Source organism: Streptomyces sp. NPDC047081, assembly GCF_040643775.1.
Taxonomy (GTDB): Bacteria; Actinomycetota; Actinomycetes; order Streptomycetales; family Streptomycetaceae; genus Streptomyces.
This window is the reverse complement of the sequence record NZ_JBEYUY010000027.1, coordinates 100,113-120,784: the sequence shown is the minus strand read 5'-3', so window position 1 is coordinate 120,784 and position 20,672 is coordinate 100,113. Positions and strand designations below refer to the sequence as shown.

The following is a 20,672-nucleotide window of genomic DNA, read 5'->3' as shown; positions in this document are numbered from 1 at the left end:
TCAGAACAGCGCACGCGCAAGCGCCCTGCGGGCCGCCGCCACACGCGGATCATCCGCCCCAACCACCTCGAAAAGCTCCAGCAGTCGCAGACGTACCGTGTCCCGGTCGTCACCCACCGTGCGTCGAACGGTGTCGATGAGCCGTCCGAAGGCGTCCTCCACATGACCGCCGACCAGATCGAGGTCCGCGGCGAGGATCTGCGCCTGGGTGTCGGCCGGCTTCTCGGCCGCGTCCTTGCGCACCTGCTGCGGGTCGACCCCCTGCACGCGCTGGAGCAACTCGGCCTGCGCGAGCCCGAGTTTGGCCTCGGGGTTGCCCGGGTCGTCGCTCAGCACGTTCTTGTACGCCTGCACCGCACCGCCCAGATCCCCCGAGTCCAGGGCCTGTACGGCGGCTTCGAGGAGGGCGTCGTACGGGCCGGCCGGCTCCGTCTCGACCGCCTCGCGTACGCCACCGGGCTCGGCCTCGGGGTCGACCGTCAGGCCGGTCAGGCCGAAGCGCTGCTCGGCGACCTGCACCAGCTGGTCGAGGGTCTGCCGGATCTGCGGCTCGCTCGCGGCGCCCTGGAAGAGCGGCAGCGCCTGCCCCGCCACCACGGCGAAGACGGCCGGGATCCCCTGGATCCCGAACTGCTGCATCAGCATCTGGTTGGCGTCGACGTCGATCTTGGCAAGGAGGAAGCGCCCGTTGTACTCGACGGCGAGCCGCTCGAGCACCGGGCTCAGCTGCTTGCAGGGCTCGCACCACTCGGCCCAGAAGTCGATGACGACGGGCACTTCGGTGGACCGCTGCAGGACGTCGCGCTCGAACCCGGCCTCGTCTACGTCGATCACCAGGTCGGCCGGGGAGACGGCGCCCGGGCCGCCGCCCTGCCGGGCCGCTTCGGCGCGCGCCTGCTCCGCCTTCGCCTTGGCCTCCTGGGCCGCCTTCACCGCGGCGAGGTCGACGACTCCGCTCATGGACATGTTCCGTGGCTGCATGCGTCTATCCTCCCCCGATCCCGCGCGCAAGTGAAAAGCGTTGTGAAAGCCGGTCGTGCCGTTCGCCGTTGAACGTCGTGCCGTGCACCTGAACGTGCTGTTCGCTGTCGGCGCCGGGTCCCCACCCCACGCCCGTGGTCGTCGCCCGTGGAGTCACTCACGAGCTTTCGCTACGAGTCGTAGCGTAATGGCACCGGGTGCCTCCCCGGTACCACCCCTTGGTGATCTCCCTCACGGCGTCACAGGAACCGCCGGTTATGGTCATGGGATGCAGAGCCGCACTCCCGCCCCACGCGCCACCGGACGCCCGCGCAGCGCCGAGGCCGACGCCGCGATCCTCGCGGCGACCCGGGAGGCGCTGGTGGAGCTGGGCTGGTCCAAGCTCACGCTGGGCGACGTGGCGACCCGGGCCGGGGTCGCGAAGACCACGCTGTACCGCCGCTGGGCCGGCAAGAACGAGCTGGTCGTGGACGCGGTCGCGGAGCTCTTCGACGAGCTGCGGCTGCCGGACCGGGGCACGCTGGCCGCGGACATCGAGGGCGTGGTCCTGCAGTTCGCGGCGATCCTGGCCCGTCCGGAGGCCAAGAGCGGTCTGATGGCGGTGGTCGCGGAGTCCATCCGCGACGACGCGCTGCGGGAGCGGATCCGGGAGTCGATCGTGGACCGCCAGAAGCGGCTGGTCCTGGAGGGCCGGGCGCGGGCGCAGCGGCGCGGGGAGCTGCCCGCGGAGACGGATCCCGGGGAGGCGGCCCGTACGGTCGACCTGATCTTCGACGTGGTGGCGGGCGCGGTGGTGCACCGCACGCTGGTGAGCGCGGAGCCGGCGGACGAGGAGTGGGTGCGCAGCTTCACGCGGGTCCTGCTGCTGGGCCTGTCGGGGGCCTCGCAGGCTCTCTAGAAGCCCGAGGCCCCTCTAGAACCCGGAGGGCTCTAGAAGCCCGCCGGCTCGGTGTACGTCCCCCACTCGTCCCGCAGCGCCCCGCAGATCTCCCCGAGCGTCGCCTCGGCCCGTACGGCGTCCAGCATCGGGTCGATAATGTTGGCGCCGGACCGCACGGCGGCGAGCATCGCGTCGAGCGCGCCGCGTACCGCGCCGTCGTCCCGCGCAGCCTTCCGCTCACCCAGAACCCGCACCTGCTCCCGCTCCACCTCGTGGCCGACCCGCAGGATCTCCAGGTCGCCGGTGACGGACCCGGTGTGGACGTTCACGCCGACGACCTTCTTGTCGCCCTTCTCCAGCGCCTGCTGGTACTTGAAGGCGGAGTCGGCGATCTCGCCGGTGAACCAGCCGTCCTCGATGCCGCGCAGGATCCCGGAGGTGACGGGCCCGATGGGGTGCCGCCCGTCGGGATGCGCCCGCAGTCCGCGCTCCTTGATCTGCTCGAAGATCCTCTCGGCGTCGGCCTCGATCCGGTCCGTCAGCTGCTCGACGAACCACGAACCGCCCAGCGGATCGGCCACGTTGGCGACGCCGGTCTCCTCCATCAGCACCTGCTGGGTCCTGAGCGCGATCTCGGCGGCCTGCTCGCTCGGCAGGGCGAGGGTCTCGTCCAGGGCGTTGGTGTGCAGCGAGTTGGTGCCGCCGAGCACGGCGGCGAGGGCCTCGACGGCCGTACGCACCACGTTGTTGTACGGCTGCTGGGCGGTCAGCGAGACTCCGGCGGTCTGGGTGTGGAAGCGCAGCCACTGCGCCCTCTCGGACCGCGCCCCGTAGACGTCCCGCATCCACCGCGCCCAGATCCGGCGCGCGGCGCGGAACTTGGCGATCTCCTCGAAGAAGTCGACGTGGGCGTCGAAGAAGAAGGAGAGCCCGGGCGCGAACACATCGACATCCAGCCCCCGGCTCAACCCCAGCTCCACGTACCCGAATCCGTCGGCGAGCGTGTAGGCGAGCTCCTGCGCGGCCGTCGCCCCGGCCTCCCGGATGTGGTAGCCGGACACGGAGAGCGGCTTGTAGTCGGGGATCGCGGCGGCGCAGTACTCCATGAGGTCGCCGATCAGCCGCAGATGGGGCTCGGGCTGGAAGAGCCACTCCTTCTGGGCGATGTACTCCTTGAAGATGTCGGTCTGGAGGGTCCCGTTGAGGACCCGGGGATCGACGCCCTGCCGCTCGGCGGCGACGAGATACATGCAGAAGACGGGCACGGCGGGCCCGCTGATGGTCATGGAGGTGGTCACATCCCCGAGCGGGATGTCCCGGAACAGCACCTCCATGTCGGCGGCGGAGTCGACGGCGACCCCGCAGTGCCCGACCTCCCCGAGCGAGCGCGGATCGTCGCTGTCCCGCCCCATGAGGGTCGGCATGTCGAAAGCGACGGAGAGCCCCCCGCCCCCGCTCCGGAGGATCATCCGGTACCGCTCATTGGTCTGCTCGGCGTTCCCGAACCCGGCGAACTGCCGGATGGTCCAGGTCCGCCCCCGATACCCGGTGGAGTAGAGCCCCCGCGTGAACGGAAACTCCCCAGGCCACCCGATCCGCTCGAACCCCTGATACACGTCCCCGCCCCGAGGCCCGTAAACAGCCTGGACGGAATCCCCGGAAACCGTGCTGAAGTCCGCCTCCCGCTTCCGCGAGGCGTCAAACCGGGCCTGCCAACGAAGGCGACCCTCCTCGATGGCGTCAGCGTCCATACCCTCGAATTTACTAGGACGTCCTAGTAATTGTCGACGGCAGGCCACCCGTTACGCTCGACGCCATGAAGAAGAGCGTCCTGACCCGGTACCGGGTAATGGCCTATGTCACCGCCGTCCTGCTGATCCTGCTGACGATCGGCGTCATCGGTAAGCGGGTTCTGGACCTGAACGGATTCGACGGCTTCGTCACCGTGGTCGGCATCGCCCACGGCTGGCTGTACGTGATCTACCTGGTCTTCGCCTTCGACCTGGGCACCAAGGCGAAGATGCCGCTGGGCCGCCTCGCCTGGGTGCTCCTCGCCGGCACGGTCCCGACTGCCGCGCTCTTCGTCGAACGCAAGGTGACCCGCGAGGTCAGCCCGCTCATCGCCGAGGACACGGCGCCGAAGCCCGCCGCCGTCTGATCTCACTTCGTGATGAAGTGACACTGCGTGGCGCGCAGCTTGCCGTTCACGTAGAACCTCGCACATGCCTTGCCGTACTTGGGCAGCGTCTGCGCCGAGTTACGCCTGAGCGGGTCACCCTTGCACTCCGGGTGCGTCTTGCCTCGCGAGACCTTGTACGTCCTGTTGTTCATGTCCGCGTAGGTGAAATCGATCCTCCAGTTGCAGAACTCGGAGAACGCGGCGGCGAGGCCCACGCAGTCCACGCCCGCCTTCTGCGCGGTGATCCGCTTGCCCGAACCGTCGATCGAGTGCGTCAGGAAACATCCGACCGGGACCTTCACACCGGCCCCGTGCAGGTCATAGCTGAACGTCCCGACCGCCGCGGACCCTGTCGCGTCGGCCTGAGCCTCTCCCCCGGCCCCGAGAGCGACGGCGGTGAAGAGCACGGTCGCACCCCCGGCGGTGAACAGACGACGAGCGGCATTGCGAATTTTCGACACGGCGATTCCCCTGGTCAAAGCGCATCAGGACACTGAACGTCCGGATATTGGTCGACCAGCAAGATCGCAGAGGGATCGGCGCGTTCGATTAGCCGGATCGATAATGCGCTGGAGGGATCACCTTCAGGTGTGACCAGGCCCGCCCTCGTTGACCGGCAGCCTCAGTCCTCGTCGAAGTCGCTCGCCGCCACCCTCAGCGGGCGCAGCATCGCGAAGATCTCGGCGCATTCCTCCGCGTCGTAGACGCCCAGGCCGAAGTCCATCGCCATCAGGTCGCGGGTGGCCGACTCGACGACCTCTCGGCCCTTCTCGGTGATGACCGCGAGGGTGCCGCGGCCGTCGTTCGGGTTGGGGCGCTTGGCGACCAGGCCGGACTTGACCAGGCGGTCGACCGTGTTCGTCACCGACGTGGGGTGCACCATCAGCCGCTCACCGATCTTCGACATGGTCAGCTCGCCCTCCTTGGAGAAGGTGAGCAGCACCAGCGCCTCGTACCGCGCGAACGTGAGCCCGTACGGCTTCACCACCGCGTCGACCTCGGCGAGCAGGATCTGGTGCGCGCGCATGATCGAGGTGATGGCCGCCATGGACGGCACGTTCCCCCAGCGCCGCTTCCAGAGTTCGTCGGCGCGGGCGATGGGATCGAAGGGGAGACTGAGCGGCTTCGGCACGCCATCGACCTTACCGGCCGGTCACATGGTGGTCAGCCCCGTCTCGCCTTTCGGTCCGAGTGGTCCACATGACCTCCATCGAGGTCATGTCGGTTCCGGCCGCCCCCATGCCCCTGTGTCACGATTGGCGACAAATCGTCACTGAACGTCACCATCGCCCAAGGGAGCAGCATGCCCCGGCTGATCCACACCCTCGCGGCTCTCGCGGTCCTCGGGCTCGCGGCGGGCTGCTCGTCCGGGTCCGGCGTCGACGAGGCCTCCGTCGCGGGCGCCGCCTCCACGAGCCCGGACACCTCGACGCCCTTCTGGGTCGACCCGGCGAGCAACGCCGCCGAGCAGATCCAGATGTGGCGGCGCGAGGGCCGGACCAAGGACGCCGAGCTGCTCGCGAAGATCGCCGACGAGCCGGCCGCCCTGTGGCCCGCCGGCGAGATCGACCCCGGCCCCGCCATCCGCGCGGCCACCGCCTCCGCCACCTCCGAGGGCCGTACGGCGCTCTTCGTGGCGTACGACATCCCGCACCGCGACTGCGGCCAGCACTCGGCGGGCGGCGCGGCCGACGCGGACGCCTACCGGGCCTGGATCGGGAAGTTCGCGGAGGCGCTCGGCGACAGCAAGGCGCTCGTGGTCCTGGAGCCGGACGCCGTGTCCCACATCGTGGACGGCTGCACGCCCGGCGAGTACCACGACGAGCGCGAGCAGCTGCTGAGCGAGGCGATCGTCCGGCTGAAGCAGCAACCGCACACGAAGGTCTATCTGGACGCGGGCAATCCGTCCTGGATCCGCGAGCCCTGGAAGCTGGTCGAGCCGCTCAAGCGGGCCGGCATCGAGCAGGCAGACGGCTTCTCGCTCAACGTCTCCAACTTCCAGACCAACGAACGCACCAAGAAGTACGGCCTCCAGCTCTCCGGCGACCTCGGCGGCAAGCACTTCGTCATCGACACCAGCCGCAACGGGAAGGGTCCGCTGCCGGGCGCCTGGTGCAACCCGCCCGGGCGCGCCCTCGGCACCCGGCCGACGACCGACACCGGGGAACCCGCCCTGGACGCCTACCTATGGATCAAGAGGCCCGGCGAGTCGGACGGCACCTGCGAGGGCGGCCCCGACGCGGGCCAGTGGTGGCCGGAGTACGCCCTGGAGCTGGCGCGCAACTCCAAGGCGTGACCCGGGAGTTCACCTGACCTGGATCCACTTCGCCTCCGACGGCGTGCCCTGCGCGTCCGTCACGAACAGCATGTACCAGCCGGGCGGCACCAGCGCCCGGTCCTTCGGTACGTCCACGGTCACCGAGTGGGCGTCCTTGGTCAGGCCGAGTTCGATGGAGCGCTGCTCGACGTCGGTGGTGTGGGTGACCGCGCTGGGCCGCATCAGACGGGCCTTCACCACCCGGTCGGGGTGGTCCGTGCGGTACGTCGCCCGGTGGTGCTTGTCGAGTTCCTGCGGGCCGTCCTCCAGCACCGGCCGGCTCTTGCCGTACTTGTGCAGCAGGGGCGGCGTGAAGACCTCCATGCGCTGCTCGAAGTGGCCCAGCTTGGTGTTCTGCTGGTCGTCGAAGAGCGGGTCGGAGCCGAAGGTGGCGACCCGGCCGTCGGGCAGGAGCAGCGCCTCGGAGTGGTAGTTGCGGCCGACCGTGGGCGCGGCCGCCTCCCGGAAGACGTTGCCCTTGGGGTCGTAGAACTGTGCCTTGAGGATGTTGCTGGCGCTGCGGCCGCGGTAGTCCTCGGAGCCGTTGGTGGTGAAGACGGAGTCGTCCGGCATGATCACGCTGTTCAGGTAGCGCGTGCCCTGCGGGAGGTTGGGGCCGTCCTCGAAGACCGGGTTGTCCTTCTTCAGGTCCACCACGGCCGTGCGCGGGGTCGACTTCTTGGACTCGCCGACGCCTCCGCCGCCCAGGATCATCACCTTCTGGTCCTGCGCGGGCGGCAGCAGCAGCGAGGAGGAGGTCTCGGTCTCCTCCGGGTCGCGCAGGCCCGGCACCTTCTTGAAGGTGTTGGTCTTCAGGTCCCACAGGCCCGGTTCGCGGCCCTTGTCGGCGGGGCCGTAACCGGCGTTGGAGGCCGGGTAGAAGAGCTTGCCGCCCTTGGTGAGGAAGAGCGCGGGGTAGGTGGGGAAGTAGCGCTTGGGGCCCATCGACCACTTCTTGGTCTTCGGGTCGTAGATCTCGTTGTCGCCCGGGTCGATGACCCCTACGTCGTCGAGGCCGGAGACGGCGAGCACGCGTCCGTCGTCGAGGCCGACGAGGGTTGGATACCAACGGGCCTTCTTCATCGGGTCGACGGGGATGTACCGCTCGGCCTTGGGGTCGAACTCGTAGGCGGCTCGGATGCCTTGGAAATCCTGTTTGTCGAGCGTGATCTTCTCGCTCAGGCCGTAGGTGTTGTTGGCGTCCTTGCCGGTCAGGCCCTCGATGTCGTACTGCGACTGCTTCTCGGTGACCGACATGGGGCCGGACTCGACGGCCTCGACGAAGACCCGGACCTCGCTCGCGGTGACCCTGGTCTGCCAGGGCTGCATGACACCGCGGGCGTTGTAGGTGACCTTGAAGGAGCGCTTGGCCTTGGGGACGGTGACGTCGAACTTGCTGACGTACTCGACTCCGGCGGGCGATCTGAAGCGGGTGCCCTTCTTCAGGAACACCGCCTTGTCGGGGTTCTCGTTCTTGACCCGCATTCCGCCGCCGGCCCGCTTGACCTCGCCGCCGAGGCGCTCATAGCGGGCGGTTCCGCCGGCCACGAGCAGTCTGCCGTCGGGGAGTTGGGAGTGTCCGGAGCAGAAGAAGTCGTCCGGGGTGGGGATCTTCTTGAAGGTGTCCGTCTTCGGATCCCACAGGATCGTGTCGAAGGACCCGGCGTCGAACTTCTTCTGCTCGTTGCCCGAACCGGCGACGATCAGCACCTTGCCGGTGTGCAGGAGCGCCGCGTGGATGGCGTTGGTGCGGTACTGGCTCGGGATGTCGATCTGGGTCCAGGAGCCGTACTTCGCCTGGTACCCGGGCTGGGCGATCTCGTACTCGTGGTACTTCTCGGCGGTGAAGTCGAGGGCCGCTGGCGCGTTGAGTCCGGCCAGGATCGCTATGCCTCCGATGCCCAGTACGGTCTTCTTCGTCTTTTGCGACGGCTGGTAGGCCATGGCGTCAGTTGCCTCCTGTCGTGGAGCCGGAGACCGGGGAGCCGGCGCCGCTGGTGGCCAGGGCGGGCTCGGCGCCGTCGACCGTGCGGGGGGTGCGGTGCGGTGCCCGGCGCTCCCGGCGGTGCCTGAGCTGTGTGGAGCACCACACGCCGAGTGGTGCCAGGGCGATCGCCATGGCCAGGACCGCCCAGGTGCGCATGGCCGCGTGGGTGTGGTCGAGGACGACCGAGGCGGCCAGGGAGGTCGCGAGGACGATCGCCCAGAAGACGTGGATACGGAAGGTGAGCAGCCGGTCGGGGCTGGCGTCGGCGCCCTTGGGGGTGACGACGAAGCGGGACGGGCGGCGGATCAGGGCCTCGCCGAAGGACTTGAGGTAGATGGGGGCGGAGAGCGCCGACATCGCCATGCCTGCGAGGCCGCCCGAGCCCTGCGGTTCGTGCGGGGAGACGTTGTGCCGGCGGTTCCAGAGGTAGAGGCCGATCTGGAGCGCCGCCGCGTCGCTGTAGAGCATCAGCCAGACCGAGGCGGCGACCTGGGTGCCGGACGCGCCGAACCAGAGGAACAGGACACAGCTGAGAATGCCGAGGAGCCAGTTGACCGCCGTCATCGGGTAGTAGACGAGCATCAGCGTGTACGAGAACAGCCGGCCGGGAGGCATGGTGAACGGTGCCTTCCAGTACTGCTTGAGGAGTGTTTCGTACGTGCCGCGCGACCAGCGCATCTGCTGGGTGAAGAAGTCCGTCCAGGACGCGGGGCCCTCGCCCACCGCCAGCACGTCCGGGGTGTAGACGGAGCGCCAGTGGTGGCGGGTGAGGGGGTTGCGGTGCCGGTGGAGTTCGAAGCCGGTGGCCATGTCCTCGGTGATGGAGTCGTAGAGGCCGCCGATTTGTCTTAGGGCCGAGATTCGTACGACGTTGTTGGTGCCGACGAACATGGGTGAGCGGTAGCGGTTGCCGGCGCGCTGGATCAGCGCGTGGAAGAGGAACTGCTGGGACTCGGCTGCCTTGGTGACGGGGTTGTGGTAGTTGCCGTACACCTGCGGGCCCACTACGAAGGCGACGTCCGGGTCCCTGAAGTAACCCATCATCCGTTCCAGGAAGTTGGGGAGCGGGACGTGGTCGGTGTCGACCGAGGCGAAGAAGTCGTAGGCGTCGCCGTGCATGGCGATCCAGGCGTTGTAGTTGCCGTGTTTGGTACGGGCCTTGTGGACGCCCTTGGGGCGGTTCCACTCGGGGACGCCGTACCGGGTGAAGTGGCGTACGCCCAGTTCCGCGCAGAGCGCCTTGGCCTGCTCGTCGTCGCCCTCGTCCAGGAGCCAGACGTCCAGCGGGCCGGTGTGGGTGATCCGCACGGCGCCTTCGAGGGTGGCGCGGACCATGGAGAGGGGTTCCTTGCCCGGGACGTACGTCGTCAGGAAGGCGACGCGGGTGCCAGGCTCGGGGACGACGGGGATGGGGTCGCGGGCGACCAGGGTGGCGTGGGCGACCGAGGCGACGTTGACGACCATGAACAGCTCGATGAGGCCGATGGCTATGAGCATCGCGATGTCCAGGCCGACCATCCACTCGTCGCCGCCCTCGCGCTCCACCCAGTGGGTGGGCCAGACGAGGTAGACGAGCAGGGCCGCGGTGAGTATCGGCGCCAGGCTCATCAGGAGGATCGCGCGTATTCGGTGGGGCTCGCTGGAGAGGAGCGAGGTGTACTGCACCCGGTACGGGTCGGCGGACGGCTCGGTGAGCGGTCCGGCCAGCCTGCTGTGGGTGTCGTAGTCGTAGCCCTCCGGCCGCACAGCGCCCTCCAAGAGGTGAGGAATTCTCGGCGATCTAGGCCGATAACCACACACAAGTGGAGATTTGTTGGCGTGTCGAACCGGGCGCGTCCAGGTGGGTGGGTGACCTCGGGTGCGTGGTGGGGATGCCTGCGGCGCCGCTGCGGGTTCGGTGGGGGCTCGTGTAGCGCCTTTGGTTTGGTTGTGGGTCGGGGCCGGGTCGGGGGTGTCCGTCCTCGGAACGGCGCGGAATCGGTCGGCCAGGAAGGTGCTGGGGTTGACGCGCCATTCGCTGCGGGCGGACACCCCCGCCCCGCCCCCTTCTCGCCGTACGCGGCTGCCGCGCCCCTTCAGCGGCGAGCCGTCGTGCGGCGGAGGTGGTGGCGGATCGCTCGCTGGGCCACGGGGCCCAGGCCCTCCAGGGCGGCCATCAGGGTGCCCAGTTGGTCCAGGGCGTCCAGGGCCGCTTGTGCTCCGGTTGGGTCCACTCCCTCGTACAGCTCTATGCCTACGAAGGACGCCGCTACGGCGCGGGCCAGGCCGGTGGGGTCGGTGAACTCTCCGAAGGGGGTGTGGGTGAGGACGCGGGTGAGGACCTTCTCGATCTCCGCGATCCAGGTGTCCAGGCCTGCCGCCGTGGCCGGGGCGAGGGGTGGGTTCGTCTGGGCGCCTGCGAGGAGTTGGCCCAGGACGGCCACGTGGCCGACGGCCTTCTCCTCCTCGTGCATCTCCCGGCCGAATGCCAGGAGTTCGCCCAGGGAGGCGATTCGGTCGAGTCGCTCTCGGTAGCGCTCCACTCGTTGCTCGGTGCCGTAACGGCAGGCCGCGGCCAGGAGTTCGTCGACCGAGCCGAAGTGGTAGAAGACCAGGGCCTGGTTGACTCCGGCCGTGGCTGCGATGGAGCGGGCCGAGGTCTTCGCGATGCCCTGTTCTGTGAGGGTGCGTAGGGCGCCCTCCAGGAGTTTCGTCTTGGTTTCCAGCGACTTTGTTGTTTCGGGGCTCATGCGCGTGGCTCCTCGCGGACGGGGCGCAGGCCTCGGCGTACGCCGCAGGTGCGGATGTCCGTATAGGTCGGCCTGAAGGAGCCCTCGTAGCCGAAGAGGGGGCCGAAGTAGCGGTTGACCACCCGGACTTGGATGCGGAAGCAGGCCGTGTTGTCGTTGTATGACTCGCGTACTTCGGCGGTGGCGCCTATGAGTTCGGGCACTCGCGTGTCCACCATGCCCTCGCGGAAGCGGTGTTCGCCGGAGCGGATGAGGAGTGAGCCGTCCGGCTCCGCCGTGAGGTGGAGCTCGCTGGCGAGGTGCTGGTGCGTGCCGAGGTAGTCCAGGATGCGGTCGCCCTTCGGGCTCAGGACCATCTGGGCGTCGAAGCGGCGGGGGCGGCCGGGCAGGTCGAAGGTGCGCACGAAGGTCACCGTCTCACGGCCGTGGGTGTCCGTGTACGGGACGTTCTCGATGACGAACGGGACAGCGCGGCCCGGTGTGGGGACGAGGATGTTGCGGGTCGCGCCGAGGGCGAGGAACGGCTTCACCCAGGGGGCGCCGTGCCAGATGCGGTCCATCACGCCCCGGCCGGTGCAGGCCTCGCCGCTCGTCAGGCCCACCGAGAAGCGGCGCTGGAGTTGCGGGTGGAGGCGGTCGAAGTCCGTGCCCATCGCGGTGCGGAAGATCGAGGTCATCGCGGGCCCTCCAAGGTGCGCAGCAGACGGGGTGCGCGGACGCGTGTGGGTGGCGTGCGCAGGCAGCGGCGGGCCGCCGGGGTGCCCGGGAGGGGCGCTTTGAACAGCGCGAGGGAGACGGCGATGATCAGGAACAGCGGCCAGGCGTACGCCATTGTCGGCGCGAGTGGTCCGAACAAGTGGAGGAAGCGCTGCTCGCCGATGCCTGTGCAGGCGGCCGTGATCACGAGGGTGCGCAGCAGCAGTTCGGCCAGCCAGTTGCGCAGGGCCCGCTCGGGGGTGATCCCGCGCTCCAGCCAGAGGCGGAGGCGGTCGAAGGACCAGGCCGTCGCCCAGCCCATCAGGGGGCGGAACAGCAGGCGGTCGGCGACGGTGCCGAACCTGCCCCAGCGGGGGCGGTAGTCGTAGCCGGTGAGGAAGCGGACTCCGTCGCCGTCGGGGACGTAGCGCCAGTAGCCGCTGCCCTCGGCGAGCAGGGAGAGCGGGTGCGGGGAGGAGAAGCGGAGCGCTGAGGTGCGGGTGCCGTCGGGACGCTCCCGCTCCCCCGCCGAGACGCCGGTGCCTGCGATCGTGAGGAAGGGCAGCACGCGCGTGGCGTACCGGAAGTGCTGCGGCTCGTCCTTCTCGCGCGGGAGGTAGGTGATCTCGGTGAAGCGGAGGTCCCAGCGCTGGTGTCGGGACGGCTCCTGGGTGCGGTTCCAGAGATCGTCGAGGTCGGCGCGGATTCGCGCCTCTATGTAGAGCCCGGTCTGGCTCATCAGATTCCCCCAGGTCAGCGACTTTTTGAGCGAGTGCTCAAGTGGTCTGGAGAGGAACGTACACCTAATTGAGCGAGTGCTCAAATGGGTGGGACGAGAAAACCCCGGCCCATGGGCCGGGGTTTGTCTTTCCAACCGACTAGTCGGCGAGGTGCCGCTCCACCGTCTCCACCTTGGAGGTGAGGCCGTCGGTGACGCCGGGGCGGATGTCCGCCTTGAGGACCAGGGAGACGCGTGGGGCCCGTGCCTCCACGGCGGCGACGGCGCGCTTCACCACGTCCATGACCTGGTCCCACTCGCCCTCGATGCTGGTGAACATCGCGTCGGTGCGGTTGGGCAGGCCGGACTCGCGGACGACCCGGACCGCGTCGGCGACGTACTCGCCGACGTCCTCGCCGACCCCGAGCGGGGTCACGGAGAAGGCGACGATCATGCGTTCACGACCCCTTCCTTGCGGGCGCGGGAGGCGATGACCTCGTCCTCGGCGGCGCGCTTGAGCTTGCGCTCGGCGAAGAAGCCGCCGGTGGGGAGGATGGAGAGGACGAAGTAGAGGGCGGCGGTCTTCGGGGACCACTTGGTGCGGTTCCAGGCGTCCGCCCAGAAGATCACGTACAGGATGAACAGGACTCCGTGGACCATGCCCATCACCGGCACCGCGTTGAAGTCCGTGGTCCGCTTCAGCACTGAGCAGACCAGGAGGAGGAGGAAGGAGACCGCCTCGGGCGCGGAGACGAGGCGGAGGCGGCGGAGGGCGGTGGCGGTCTTGAGGTCCACGGGTCACCTTCGGTGGGAGACAGGTCGCTCTTTGTGAACGGAAGCACAAGCGTTCGCCCATTGTGACAAACAGTCCACCTAGGGGTGCGCTCAGGGTCCCTCTCCACCCACGGGCCCTGTTCGGCGCACCGGCCCTGCGGCTACCTTCGCAGCGTGGCGATGTTCCGACTTCAAGGCAGCAAAGTGCTCGCCGTCGACATGACCGGGGACGCCGTGAAGGCGAAGAACGGCTCGATGGTCGCGTACGACGGGCAGATGGCGTTCAAGAAGCTGAGCGGTGGGGGTGAGGGGATCCGGGGGATGGTGACCCGGCGGATCACGGGCGAGCAGATGACCGTGATGGAGGTGCGGGGGCAGGGGACGTGCTGGTTCGCCGACCGGGCCTCCGAGATCAACCTCGTGAGTCTCCAGGGGGACAAGCTGTACGTGGAGTCGAGCAATCTGCTCGCGACCGACGCGGGGCTCAGGACGGGCACGACGTTCACGGGCCTGCGCGGCGCCTCGCAGGGCAACGGGCTGTTCACGACGACCGTCGAGGGGCACGGGCAGGCCGCGATCATGTCGGACGGGCCGGCCGTGGTGCTCCGGGTGAGCGCGCAGTATCCGTTGACCGTCGATCCGGGGGCCTATATCGCTCATCAGGGGAATCTGCGGCAGTCGTTCCAGTCCGGTGTGACCTTCCGCACCTTCCTCGGGGAGGGCGGCGGCGAGGCCTTCCAGATCCGCTTCGAGGGGGACGGGCTGGTGTACGTGCAGCCGAGTGAGCGGAACACGATCGCGGGGGATGTGTGACGTGGCATTCCGTGAGATCAACTCCAAGATGATCGAGGCCACCGTGGTGCCGGGGCAGCGGCTGTTCAGCCAGCGCGGCGCGATGCTCGCCTACAAGGGCGAGGTGTCCTTCACGCCCAACATGCAGGGTGGGCAGGGCGGGGTCATGTCGATGATCGGGCGGCGGATCGCCAACGAGGCGACGCCCCTGATGAGCGTCGAGGGCAGTGGGACCGTGCTGTTCGGGCACGGCGGGCATCACGTGCAGGTCATCAACCTCACCGGGGACACGCTGTACGTGGAGGCCGACCGGTTGCTCGCCTTCGAGGGCACGCTCCAGCAGGGGACGATGTTCATGGGCTCGCAGGGCGGGGTCATGGGCATGGTGCGCGGCCAGGTCACCGGCCAGGGGCTGTTCACGACCACCCTGCAGGGCGTCGGCTCGGTCGCGGTGATGGCCCACGGCGGTGTCTTCGAGGTGCCGATCACCCCGGGGCGTGCCGTGCACGTCGACCCGCAGGCCTATGTCGCCCACCACGGCGACGTACGCAACAAGCTGTCCACCGCGCTCGGCTGGCGCGACATGGTGGGCCGCGGCTCCGGCGAGGCCTTCCAGCTGGAGCTCAGCGGCAGCGGCACGGTCTACGTCCAGGCCTCGGAGGAGAAGCTGTGAGCATGTACGGGACTCCGGGCGGCCCGACGGTCTTCGACCCCATGACGCTGCCCGTCGACGACAACGTCAACAAGTACACCTTCTGCGTGGAGCTCAAGGGGAGCCAGTGGTTCCTGCAGAAGGGGAAGATGATCGCCTACTACGGCTCGATGGAGTTCAACGGCATCGGGCACGGCCGGCTTGACCGCCTTGTCCGTACGTCCTTTCATTCGCCACTGCACGCGAGCGACTGGGTCGTGGCGGAGGGTTCGGGCAAGATGCTCCTCGCCGACCGGGCCTTCGACGTCAATTCGTACGACCTCGACGACGGCAACCTGACCATTCGCTCGGGCAACCTCCTCGCTTTTCAGCCAAGTCTCGCGCTCAAGCAGTCGATCGTGCCGGGTTTTCTGACGCTGATCGGAACCGGAAAGTTCGTGGCCGCATCCAACGGTCCGGTGGTGTTCATGGACCCCCCGATCCGGGTGGACCCGCAGGCGCTCGTCGGCTGGGCCGACTGCCCGTCGCCGTGTCATCACTACGACCACGGCTATATGACGGGCCTGATGGGCGGTCTACGTGCGATGACGGGCCTCGGCGGGGCCTCCGGGGAGGAGCACCAGTTCGAGTTCGTCGGAGCGGGCACCGTTCTGCTCCAGTCCTCCGAGACCCTCATGGCCGAGCAGGCCACGGGGGCCGTTCCGCAGCAGGCCGGCGTGCCGGGCGGCGGGGCCCACACAGGCCCCGCACAGCAAACGGGCACACCGCGCCTTCCCGGACAGCTGGGGGACCTCCAGCGTCGCTTCGGGCTGTGAGCGGTAGTCTGCGGAGTGTGACGTCGAACGTGTGCACGCCGTCACACGAAACCCCTCACTAGTTCGCCTTTCAACTTTTTAGGTAGACTTCATTCATGGAGACCGAGACGGCCACGCGCTGGCTGACCGATGCGGAGCAGTGCGCCTGGCGCACCCACCTGGAGGTCAACAGGCTGTTGACGTACCAGCTCGAGAGGGACCTGCAGCCGTTCGGCCTGACAATGAACGACTACGAGATCCTGGTGAACCTCTCCGAGTCGGAGGACGTACGGATGCGGATGAGCGACCTCGCGTCCGCCACCCTCCAGTCCAAGAGCCGCCTCTCCCACCAGATCACCCGCATGGAGAACGCGAACCTGGTCCGCCGTGAGAACTGCGAGTCCGACCGCCGCGGTCTCTACGCGGTGCTGACCGAGCACGGCATGGAGACGATGCAGAAGGTCGCGCCGCACCATGTGGCGTCGGTGCGGCGGCACTTCATCGATCTGCTGTCCCCCGAGGCCCTGTCGGAGCTCGACAAGGCGCTGAAGCCCATCGCGGAGCATCTGCGCGGACAGCGGGGCCGCCCCTAGGGACCTGTCGCCGGGCGCCTTCAGCCGTGGTCGACGGCGATGGCACCGAGTGCACGGTGAGGGGTGTTCCGTTCGCGGGCGCCCCTTGCCGTGGCGAGAGCGGTCAGCAGGGCCGCCGTACCCGCCGCCGCGAAGCACAGGCTGGTCGGCAGAGCGTCCACGAGCTGTCCGGCGGCGGCACCGCCGACCGTCAGACCGGCGTTGACGGCGGTGTTGACCCAGGCGCCGGCCCGGACCCTCGCCTCGGGGGCGGAGGCGTCGTCGGCGACGAGATAGGCGGTCGTCAGCGTCGGCGCCACGAAGAACCCGGCGGCGGCCAGGGCCACGGCGAGTGTGCCCAGGCCGGGGGCGAGACCGGCGCAGAGCAGCGCGAGCCCCAGCCCGGCGGCGGTCAGCGGCAGCCGCGTCCGCGCGGGGACGCTCCAGGCGACGGCCCCGTTGAGCAGCCCGCCCACCGCACTGCCGGCCGACAGCGCGGCCAGCGTCCAGGCGGCGGTGCCGTCGCCGTAGTGCCGCTGCTCGGCGAAGGCGACGACGACGAGATCGGCCAGGCCCAGGGCGAGTCCCACGCCGGCGACGGCGATGACGGGCTGGAGGATACGGCGGAGCACACCGGGCGGCTGGGCGCGCCGCCGGGGGTGAAAGCCGCGGAGTACGCCGGGCGACGGGGTGCGCCGCCGGAGGTGAACTCCGCGCCCGCCCCGGCCCGGGAGCAGCCCGCGGCGGCCAGGGTGAAGGCCGCGCAGCACACCTGGCGACTGGGCGCGCCACCGGGGGTGAAAGCCACGGAGTACGCCCGGCGACGGGGTGCGCCGCCGGAGGTAAGCTCCGCGCCCGCCCCGGCCCGGGAGCAGCCCGCGCAGCACCGCGCGGATGCCGGCCCGCCCGGCGGGCAGCCCGTCACGCGTTGCCCGCGCCGATTCCTCCTGCCCGGAAGGCGTTCCGTTGCGCGCCTCCCGCGCCCGCTCCTCCCGACCGGCAGGCCGTACCCCGGCCACCGCCGGTGAGGTCACGAAGGCCGCCGTTCCCGTCACCATCAGCCCCGTCCCGACCGCGACCCCGGCCGCCGGTGAGGCGACCCCCACCAGTACGCCGACCAGCAGCGGTCCCGAGACGAACAGGAGCTCCTCGGCGACTCCGTCGAGGCTGTACGCGCGTTGCAGCAGTGCGTGGTCCGGGGCGAGTCGGCCCCAGACCGCCCGCATCGTCGGGCCCAGCGGTGGTGTGCAGGCGCCCGCCGCGGCTGTCACGGTGCCGAGGACGAGGGGGGAAGTCGTGCCCGGTCGCCAGATCAGCGCCGTCAGGACGGCCAGGAGGGCGGCGTACACCGTGACCATCGGGACGAGCGCCCGGCGTGGTCCGTGTCGGTCGATCAGGGCTGCCCGCGCAGGCGACAGGAAGACGGCGGCGCCGGAGAAGAGCGCCATGACGGTGCCCGCCACCGCGTACGACCCGGAGGAGCGGGTCACGGCGAGCATCAGGGACAGCGGGACGACGCCGTACGAGAGCCGGCCGAGCAGTGCGGCGGCGAAGGTGCGGCGGGCGTGCGGGACACGGAGCACGGCGGCATACGACGGCCGCCGGGCAACTGACGTGGAAGACACGGCAATTCCTCGACTCGAGGCAGGAAAAGGGGACGCCGAAGGGCCGCGTGCAACGGCTGCGGTCGTTCACCGCTCGCCGGACGCGGCCGGGGCGTGCCCTATGCCAAGAGGAGGTACATGTCGATCAACGTAACAGCGGGGAAGGCGGTTGACCACGGGATTTTCCGGCCGCGTCAGCCCTGCGTCAGGCCCGCCACCAGTTCGTCCGCCGCGCGGTACGGGTCCAGCTCGCCGCCCACGATCCGTTCCGCCAGCGCGCCGAGGCGGCGGTCGCCGTGGAGGTCGCCGATGCGTTCGCGCAGGGCCGTGACCGCGATCGCCTCGACCTCGTGGGAGGCGCGGGCGAGACGGCGCTCGGCGAGGACGCCCCGCTCCTCCATCCAGGCGCGGTGCTTCTCCAGCGCTTCCACGACCTCGTCGATCCCCTCGGCGCGGGCCGCGACCGTCTTGACGATCGGCGGGCGCCAGTCGCCGGGGCGGCGGGACTCGCCCAGGCCCAGCATGTGGTTCAGCTCGCGCGCGGTCGCGTCGGCGCCGTCGCGGTCCGCCTTGTTGACGACGTACACGTCCCCGATCTCCAGGATGCCCGCCTTGGCCGCCTGGATGCCGTCGCCCATGCCGGGGGCCAGGAGGACGACGCTGGTGTCCGCCTGGGAGGCGATCTCCACCTCCGACTGGCCGACGCCCACCGTCTCGACCAGGATCACCTCGCAGCCCGCCGCGTCCAGGACACGGATCGCCTGCGGGGCGGCCCAGGCGAGGCCGCCGAGGTGGCCGCGGGTGGCCATCGAGCGGATGTAGACGCCGGGGTCGGAGGCGTGGTCCGACATGCGGACGCGGTCGCCGAGCAGGGCGCCGCCGGAGAACGGGGAGGACGGGTCGACGGCCAGGACGCCGACCCGCCTGCCCTGCTTGCGGTACGCGGTGACCAGGGCGGACGTGGACGTCGACTTGCCGACGCCGGGCGAACCGGTGAGGCCGACGACATACGCGTTGCCCGTCAGCGGGGCCAGTGCCGCCATGACCTCGCGCAGCTGCGGGGACGCCCCCTCCACCAGGGAGATCAGCCGGGCGACGGCCCGCGGCCGGCCCTCCCTCGCCTGGGCGACGAGTGTGGCGACGTCCTGCATCACAGCTCCGTTCCGAGATCCACGTACAGCGCGCTCAGGCCTTGGGTACCCGGACGATCAGTGCGTCACCCTGGCCGCCGCCGCCGCAGAGGGCCGCCGCGCCGACGCCGCCGCAGCGGCGCTTCAGTTCGAGGGCCAGGTGCAGGACGAGTCGGGCGCCGGACATGCCGATCGGGTGGCCCAGGGCGATGGCGCCGCCGTTGACGTTCACCCTTTCCGTGGACACCCCGAGGTCCTTGATTGACTGGACCGCGACCGCCGCGAAGGCCTCGTTGATCTCGATGAGGTCGAGGTCCTCGACCTCCAGGCCCTCCTTCTTGAGGGCGTGGAGGATCGCGTTGGACGGCTGCGACTGGAGCGAGTTGTCCGGGCCCGCGACATTGCCGTGCGCGCCGATCTCCGCGATCCACTCCAGGCCCAGCTCCTGCGCCTTGGCCTTGCTCATCACGACCACGGCCGCCGCACCGTCCGAGATCTGGGAGCTCGTGCCGGCGGTGATCGTGCCGTCCTTGGTGAACGCCGGGCGCAGCTTGCCGAGGGACTCGGCGGTGGTGTCGCCGCGGATGCCCTCGTCCTTGCTGAAGACGACCGGCTCGCCCTTGCGCTGCGGGATCTCGATCGGGGTGATCTCGGCCTCGAAGACACCGTTCTTCTGGGCGGCCGCGGCGCGCTGGTGGGACAGCGCGGCGATCTCGTCCTGCTCGGGGCGCAGGATGCCCAGGCGGGTGTTGTGCGTCTCGGTCGACTGACCCATCGGGATGTTCTCCCAGGGGTCGGTCAGACCGTCGTACGCCATGGCGTCGAGCATCTCGATCGCGCCGTACTTGAAGCCCTCGCGGGACTTCGGCAGCAGGTGGGGGGCGTTGGTCATGGACTCCTGGCCGCCCGCGACGATCACGTCGAACTCGCCGGCGCGGATCAGCTGGTCGGCCAGCGCGATGGCGTCGAGGCCGGAGAGGCACACCTTGTTGACGGTGAGCGCCGGGACGTTCATCGGGATGCCGGCCTTGACGGCGGCCTGGCGGGCCGGGATCTGGCCCGCGCCGGCCTGCAGCACCTGGCCCATGATGACGTACTGCACCTGGTCGCCACCGATCCCCGCACGGTCGAGGGCGGCCTTGATCGCGAAGCCGCCGAGGTCGGCTCCGGAGAAGGACTTCAGCGAGCCCAGCAACCGTCCCATGGGCGTCCGGGCGCCCGCGACGATCACGGAGGTGTTCGTTCCAGAAGACATGAGCTGCGATCCCCTTACCGGCTGCACTGCCGAGGAGTGAACGAGGGTTTACTTCGAATGTACTGAGTGGCACTCCGTGCCGTCACCGTGCCGTCGGTGTGATCGCTCGCACGTTGCGCAACCCTCCGAGGAGCGCTGCACTGGCTGCATGCTGACGCGAATCGACCACATCGGAATCGCCTGTTTCGACCTCGACAAGACCGTGGAGTTCTACCGGGCCACCTATGGCTTCGAGGTGTTCCACTCCGAGGTCAACGAGGAGCAGGGCGTCCGCGAGGCCATGCTCAAGATCAACGATACGTCCGACGGGGGCGCCTCGTACCTGCAGCTCCTGGAGCCGACCCGGCCGGACTCGACGGTCGCGAAGTGGCTGGACAAGAACGGGGAGGGCGTCCACCACATCGCTTTCGGTACGGCGGATGTCGACCAGGACGCGGCCGACATCAAGGACAAGGGCGTACGCGTTCTGTACGAAGAGCCGCGACGTGGCTCCATGGGGTCACGGATCACGTTCCTGCACCCCAAGGATTGTCATGGCGTACTGACAGAACTGGTCACTTCGGCGCCTGTTGAGTCACCTGAGCACTGACCCTCGTACATATGGGCCGGTAG

The 20,672-nt window shown here is 69.4% G+C and carries 22 protein-coding genes; 8 read left to right on the top strand and 14 right to left on the bottom strand.

The window, feature by feature from the left end; translation table 11 throughout:
• Positions 1-981 carry a tetratricopeptide repeat protein gene (locus ABZ848_RS37895; RefSeq protein WP_360839341.1) on the bottom strand — a complete coding sequence of 327 codons (981 nt, stop codon included), beginning with the start codon at positions 979-981 and terminating at the stop codon, positions 1-3.
• 268 nt (positions 982-1,249) lie between these two features.
• Between ABZ848_RS37895 and ABZ848_RS37890 the strand changes: the two genes are divergently transcribed.
• Positions 1,250-1,879, top strand: coding sequence for a TetR/AcrR family transcriptional regulator (locus ABZ848_RS37890; RefSeq protein ID WP_360839339.1), 630 nt, complete (start codon positions 1,250-1,252; stop codon positions 1,877-1,879).
• Positions 1,880-1,911: 32 nt separating this feature from the next.
• On the opposite strand, the gene ABZ848_RS37885 is transcribed toward ABZ848_RS37890, so the two are convergent.
• Positions 1,912-3,612 carry a methylmalonyl-CoA mutase family protein gene (locus ABZ848_RS37885; RefSeq protein WP_360839337.1) on the bottom strand — a complete coding sequence of 567 codons (1,701 nt, stop codon included), beginning with the start codon at positions 3,610-3,612 and terminating at the stop codon, positions 1,912-1,914.
• 65 nt (positions 3,613-3,677) lie between these two features.
• Here ABZ848_RS37885 and ABZ848_RS37880 point away from each other — a divergent pair, with 65 nt between their 5' ends.
• On the top strand, positions 3,678-4,019 hold the full coding sequence (locus tag ABZ848_RS37880) for a DUF3817 domain-containing protein (RefSeq protein WP_360839336.1): 342 nt from the start codon (positions 3,678-3,680) through the stop codon (positions 4,017-4,019).
• 2 nt (positions 4,020-4,021) lie between these two features.
• Here ABZ848_RS37880 and ABZ848_RS37875 read toward each other — a convergent pair whose 3' ends face one another.
• Positions 4,022-4,492 carry a hypothetical protein gene (locus ABZ848_RS37875; protein WP_360839404.1) on the bottom strand — a complete coding sequence of 157 codons (471 nt, stop codon included), beginning with the start codon at positions 4,490-4,492 and terminating at the stop codon, positions 4,022-4,024.
• Between the two features lie 170 nt (positions 4,493-4,662).
• Complete coding sequence (locus tag ABZ848_RS37870) at positions 4,663-5,172, bottom strand: MarR family transcriptional regulator (protein WP_360839334.1); 510 nt, start codon at positions 5,170-5,172, stop codon at positions 4,663-4,665.
• A gap of 171 nt (positions 5,173-5,343) precedes the next feature.
• On the opposite strand from ABZ848_RS37870, the gene ABZ848_RS37865 reads away from it, so the two are divergent.
• Positions 5,344-6,336 (top strand): glycoside hydrolase family 6 protein, encoded by a 993-nt coding sequence (locus tag ABZ848_RS37865; RefSeq protein ID WP_360839333.1) that lies wholly within the window; start codon positions 5,344-5,346, stop codon positions 6,334-6,336.
• Positions 6,337-6,345: 9 nt separating this feature from the next.
• Here ABZ848_RS37865 and ABZ848_RS37860 read toward each other — a convergent pair whose 3' ends face one another.
• From ABZ848_RS37860 to ABZ848_RS37830, 7 genes are all read right to left on the bottom strand, one after another.
• Complete coding sequence (locus ABZ848_RS37860) at positions 6,346-8,301, bottom strand: kelch motif-containing protein (RefSeq protein WP_360839331.1); 1,956 nt, start codon at positions 8,299-8,301, stop codon at positions 6,346-6,348.
• Positions 8,302-8,305: 4 nt separating this feature from the next.
• Positions 8,306-10,090 (bottom strand): cellulose synthase catalytic subunit, encoded by a 1,785-nt coding sequence (locus ABZ848_RS37855; protein WP_360839330.1) that lies wholly within the window; start codon positions 10,088-10,090, stop codon positions 8,306-8,308.
• Between the two features lie 329 nt (positions 10,091-10,419).
• Positions 10,420-11,073 carry a TetR/AcrR family transcriptional regulator gene (locus ABZ848_RS37850; protein ID WP_360839329.1) on the bottom strand — a complete coding sequence of 218 codons (654 nt, stop codon included), beginning with the start codon at positions 11,071-11,073 and terminating at the stop codon, positions 10,420-10,422.
• A complete protein-coding gene (locus ABZ848_RS37845; protein WP_360839327.1) occupies positions 11,070-11,750 on the bottom strand; it encodes a DUF4166 domain-containing protein in 681 nt (226 codons plus the stop codon). Before ABZ848_RS37845 ends, ABZ848_RS37850 begins: the two co-directional genes overlap by 4 nt.
• Positions 11,747-12,508, bottom strand: coding sequence for a hypothetical protein (locus tag ABZ848_RS37840; RefSeq protein ID WP_360839326.1), 762 nt, complete (start codon positions 12,506-12,508; stop codon positions 11,747-11,749). The genes ABZ848_RS37845 and ABZ848_RS37840 overlap by 4 nt, the downstream gene beginning before the upstream one ends.
• Positions 12,509-12,647: 139 nt before the next feature.
• Positions 12,648-12,941: an MTH1187 family thiamine-binding protein gene (locus ABZ848_RS37835; RefSeq protein ID WP_360839324.1), complete on the bottom strand. Its 294-nt coding sequence runs from the start codon at positions 12,939-12,941 to the stop codon at positions 12,648-12,650.
• The gene (locus ABZ848_RS37830) at positions 12,938-13,282 is read right to left on the bottom strand and encodes a DUF3817 domain-containing protein (RefSeq protein ID WP_360839322.1); all 345 of its coding nucleotides are present in this window, start codon (positions 13,280-13,282) and stop codon (positions 12,938-12,940) included. The genes ABZ848_RS37835 and ABZ848_RS37830 overlap by 4 nt, the downstream gene beginning before the upstream one ends.
• Positions 13,283-13,441: 159 nt before the next feature.
• Between ABZ848_RS37830 and ABZ848_RS37825 the strand changes: the two genes are divergently transcribed.
• From ABZ848_RS37825 to ABZ848_RS37810, 4 genes are all read left to right on the top strand, one after another.
• Positions 13,442-14,074, top strand: a complete 633-nt coding sequence (locus tag ABZ848_RS37825) for an AIM24 family protein (protein WP_360839403.1) — start codon at positions 13,442-13,444, stop codon at positions 14,072-14,074.
• 1 nt (position 14,075) lies between these two features.
• Positions 14,076-14,726 carry an AIM24 family protein gene (locus ABZ848_RS37820; RefSeq protein ID WP_360839321.1) on the top strand — a complete coding sequence of 217 codons (651 nt, stop codon included), beginning with the start codon at positions 14,076-14,078 and terminating at the stop codon, positions 14,724-14,726.
• A 2-nt stretch (positions 14,727-14,728) separates the two neighbouring features.
• Positions 14,729-15,520, top strand: coding sequence for an AIM24 family protein (locus ABZ848_RS37815; protein WP_360839320.1), 792 nt, complete (start codon positions 14,729-14,731; stop codon positions 15,518-15,520).
• A gap of 95 nt (positions 15,521-15,615) precedes the next feature.
• Positions 15,616-16,092 carry a MarR family transcriptional regulator gene (locus tag ABZ848_RS37810; RefSeq protein WP_133044704.1) on the top strand — a complete coding sequence of 159 codons (477 nt, stop codon included), beginning with the start codon at positions 15,616-15,618 and terminating at the stop codon, positions 16,090-16,092.
• A gap of 20 nt (positions 16,093-16,112) precedes the next feature.
• Here the strand turns inward: ABZ848_RS37810 and ABZ848_RS37805 are convergent, their stop codons facing one another.
• The 3 genes from ABZ848_RS37805 to ABZ848_RS37795 all read right to left on the bottom strand — a co-directional run bounded on the left by ABZ848_RS37805 (position 16,113) and on the right by ABZ848_RS37795 (position 20,060).
• The gene (locus ABZ848_RS37805; protein ID WP_360839318.1) at positions 16,113-17,696 is read right to left on the bottom strand and encodes an MFS transporter; all 1,584 of its coding nucleotides are present in this window, start codon (positions 17,694-17,696) and stop codon (positions 16,113-16,115) included.
• Between the two features lie 173 nt (positions 17,697-17,869).
• Positions 17,870-18,826 carry a methylmalonyl Co-A mutase-associated GTPase MeaB gene (gene meaB / locus ABZ848_RS37800; RefSeq protein WP_360839316.1) on the bottom strand — a complete coding sequence of 319 codons (957 nt, stop codon included), beginning with the start codon at positions 18,824-18,826 and terminating at the stop codon, positions 17,870-17,872.
• Between the two features lie 34 nt (positions 18,827-18,860).
• Positions 18,861-20,060 carry an acetyl-CoA C-acetyltransferase gene (locus ABZ848_RS37795; protein WP_360839314.1) on the bottom strand — a complete coding sequence of 400 codons (1,200 nt, stop codon included), beginning with the start codon at positions 20,058-20,060 and terminating at the stop codon, positions 18,861-18,863.
• A 148-nt stretch (positions 20,061-20,208) separates the two neighbouring features.
• Here ABZ848_RS37795 and mce point away from each other — a divergent pair, with 148 nt between their 5' ends.
• Positions 20,209-20,649, top strand: a complete 441-nt coding sequence (gene mce / locus ABZ848_RS37790; protein WP_242766339.1) for a methylmalonyl-CoA epimerase — start codon at positions 20,209-20,211, stop codon at positions 20,647-20,649.
• The last annotated feature ends 23 nt before the right edge of the window (positions 20,650-20,672 follow it).

Excerpts from the sequence above, each read along its gene's own strand:
- ABZ848_RS37895 (WP_360839341.1), bottom strand. The coding sequence starts at position 981 with ATGCAGCCACGGAACATGTCCATGAGCGGAGTCGTCGACCTCGCCGCG.
- ABZ848_RS37890 (WP_360839339.1), top strand. The coding sequence starts at position 1,250 with ATGCAGAGCCGCACTCCCGCCCCACGCGCCACCGGACGCCCGCGCAGC.
- ABZ848_RS37885 (WP_360839337.1), bottom strand. The coding sequence starts at position 3,612 with ATGGACGCTGACGCCATCGAGGAGGGTCGCCTTCGTTGGCAGGCCCGG.
- ABZ848_RS37880 (WP_360839336.1), top strand. The coding sequence starts at position 3,678 with ATGAAGAAGAGCGTCCTGACCCGGTACCGGGTAATGGCCTATGTCACC.
- ABZ848_RS37865 (WP_360839333.1), top strand. The coding sequence starts at position 5,344 with ATGCCCCGGCTGATCCACACCCTCGCGGCTCTCGCGGTCCTCGGGCTC.
- ABZ848_RS37860 (WP_360839331.1), bottom strand. The coding sequence starts at position 8,301 with ATGGCCTACCAGCCGTCGCAAAAGACGAAGAAGACCGTACTGGGCATC.
- ABZ848_RS37850 (WP_360839329.1), bottom strand. The coding sequence starts at position 11,073 with ATGAGCCCCGAAACAACAAAGTCGCTGGAAACCAAGACGAAACTCCTG.
- ABZ848_RS37845 (WP_360839327.1), bottom strand. The coding sequence starts at position 11,750 with ATGACCTCGATCTTCCGCACCGCGATGGGCACGGACTTCGACCGCCTC.
- ABZ848_RS37840 (WP_360839326.1), bottom strand. The coding sequence starts at position 12,508 with ATGAGCCAGACCGGGCTCTACATAGAGGCGCGAATCCGCGCCGACCTC.
- ABZ848_RS37835 (WP_360839324.1), bottom strand. The coding sequence starts at position 12,941 with ATGATCGTCGCCTTCTCCGTGACCCCGCTCGGGGTCGGCGAGGACGTC.
- ABZ848_RS37825 (WP_360839403.1), top strand. The coding sequence starts at position 13,442 with ATGTTCCGACTTCAAGGCAGCAAAGTGCTCGCCGTCGACATGACCGGG.
- ABZ848_RS37815 (WP_360839320.1), top strand. The coding sequence starts at position 14,729 with ATGTACGGGACTCCGGGCGGCCCGACGGTCTTCGACCCCATGACGCTG.
- ABZ848_RS37810 (WP_133044704.1), top strand. The coding sequence starts at position 15,616 with ATGGAGACCGAGACGGCCACGCGCTGGCTGACCGATGCGGAGCAGTGC.
- meaB (WP_360839316.1), bottom strand. The coding sequence starts at position 18,826 with ATGCAGGACGTCGCCACACTCGTCGCCCAGGCGAGGGAGGGCCGGCCG.
- ABZ848_RS37795 (WP_360839314.1), bottom strand. The coding sequence starts at position 20,060 with ATGTCTTCTGGAACGAACACCTCCGTGATCGTCGCGGGCGCCCGGACG.
- mce (WP_242766339.1), top strand. The coding sequence starts at position 20,209 with ATGCTGACGCGAATCGACCACATCGGAATCGCCTGTTTCGACCTCGAC.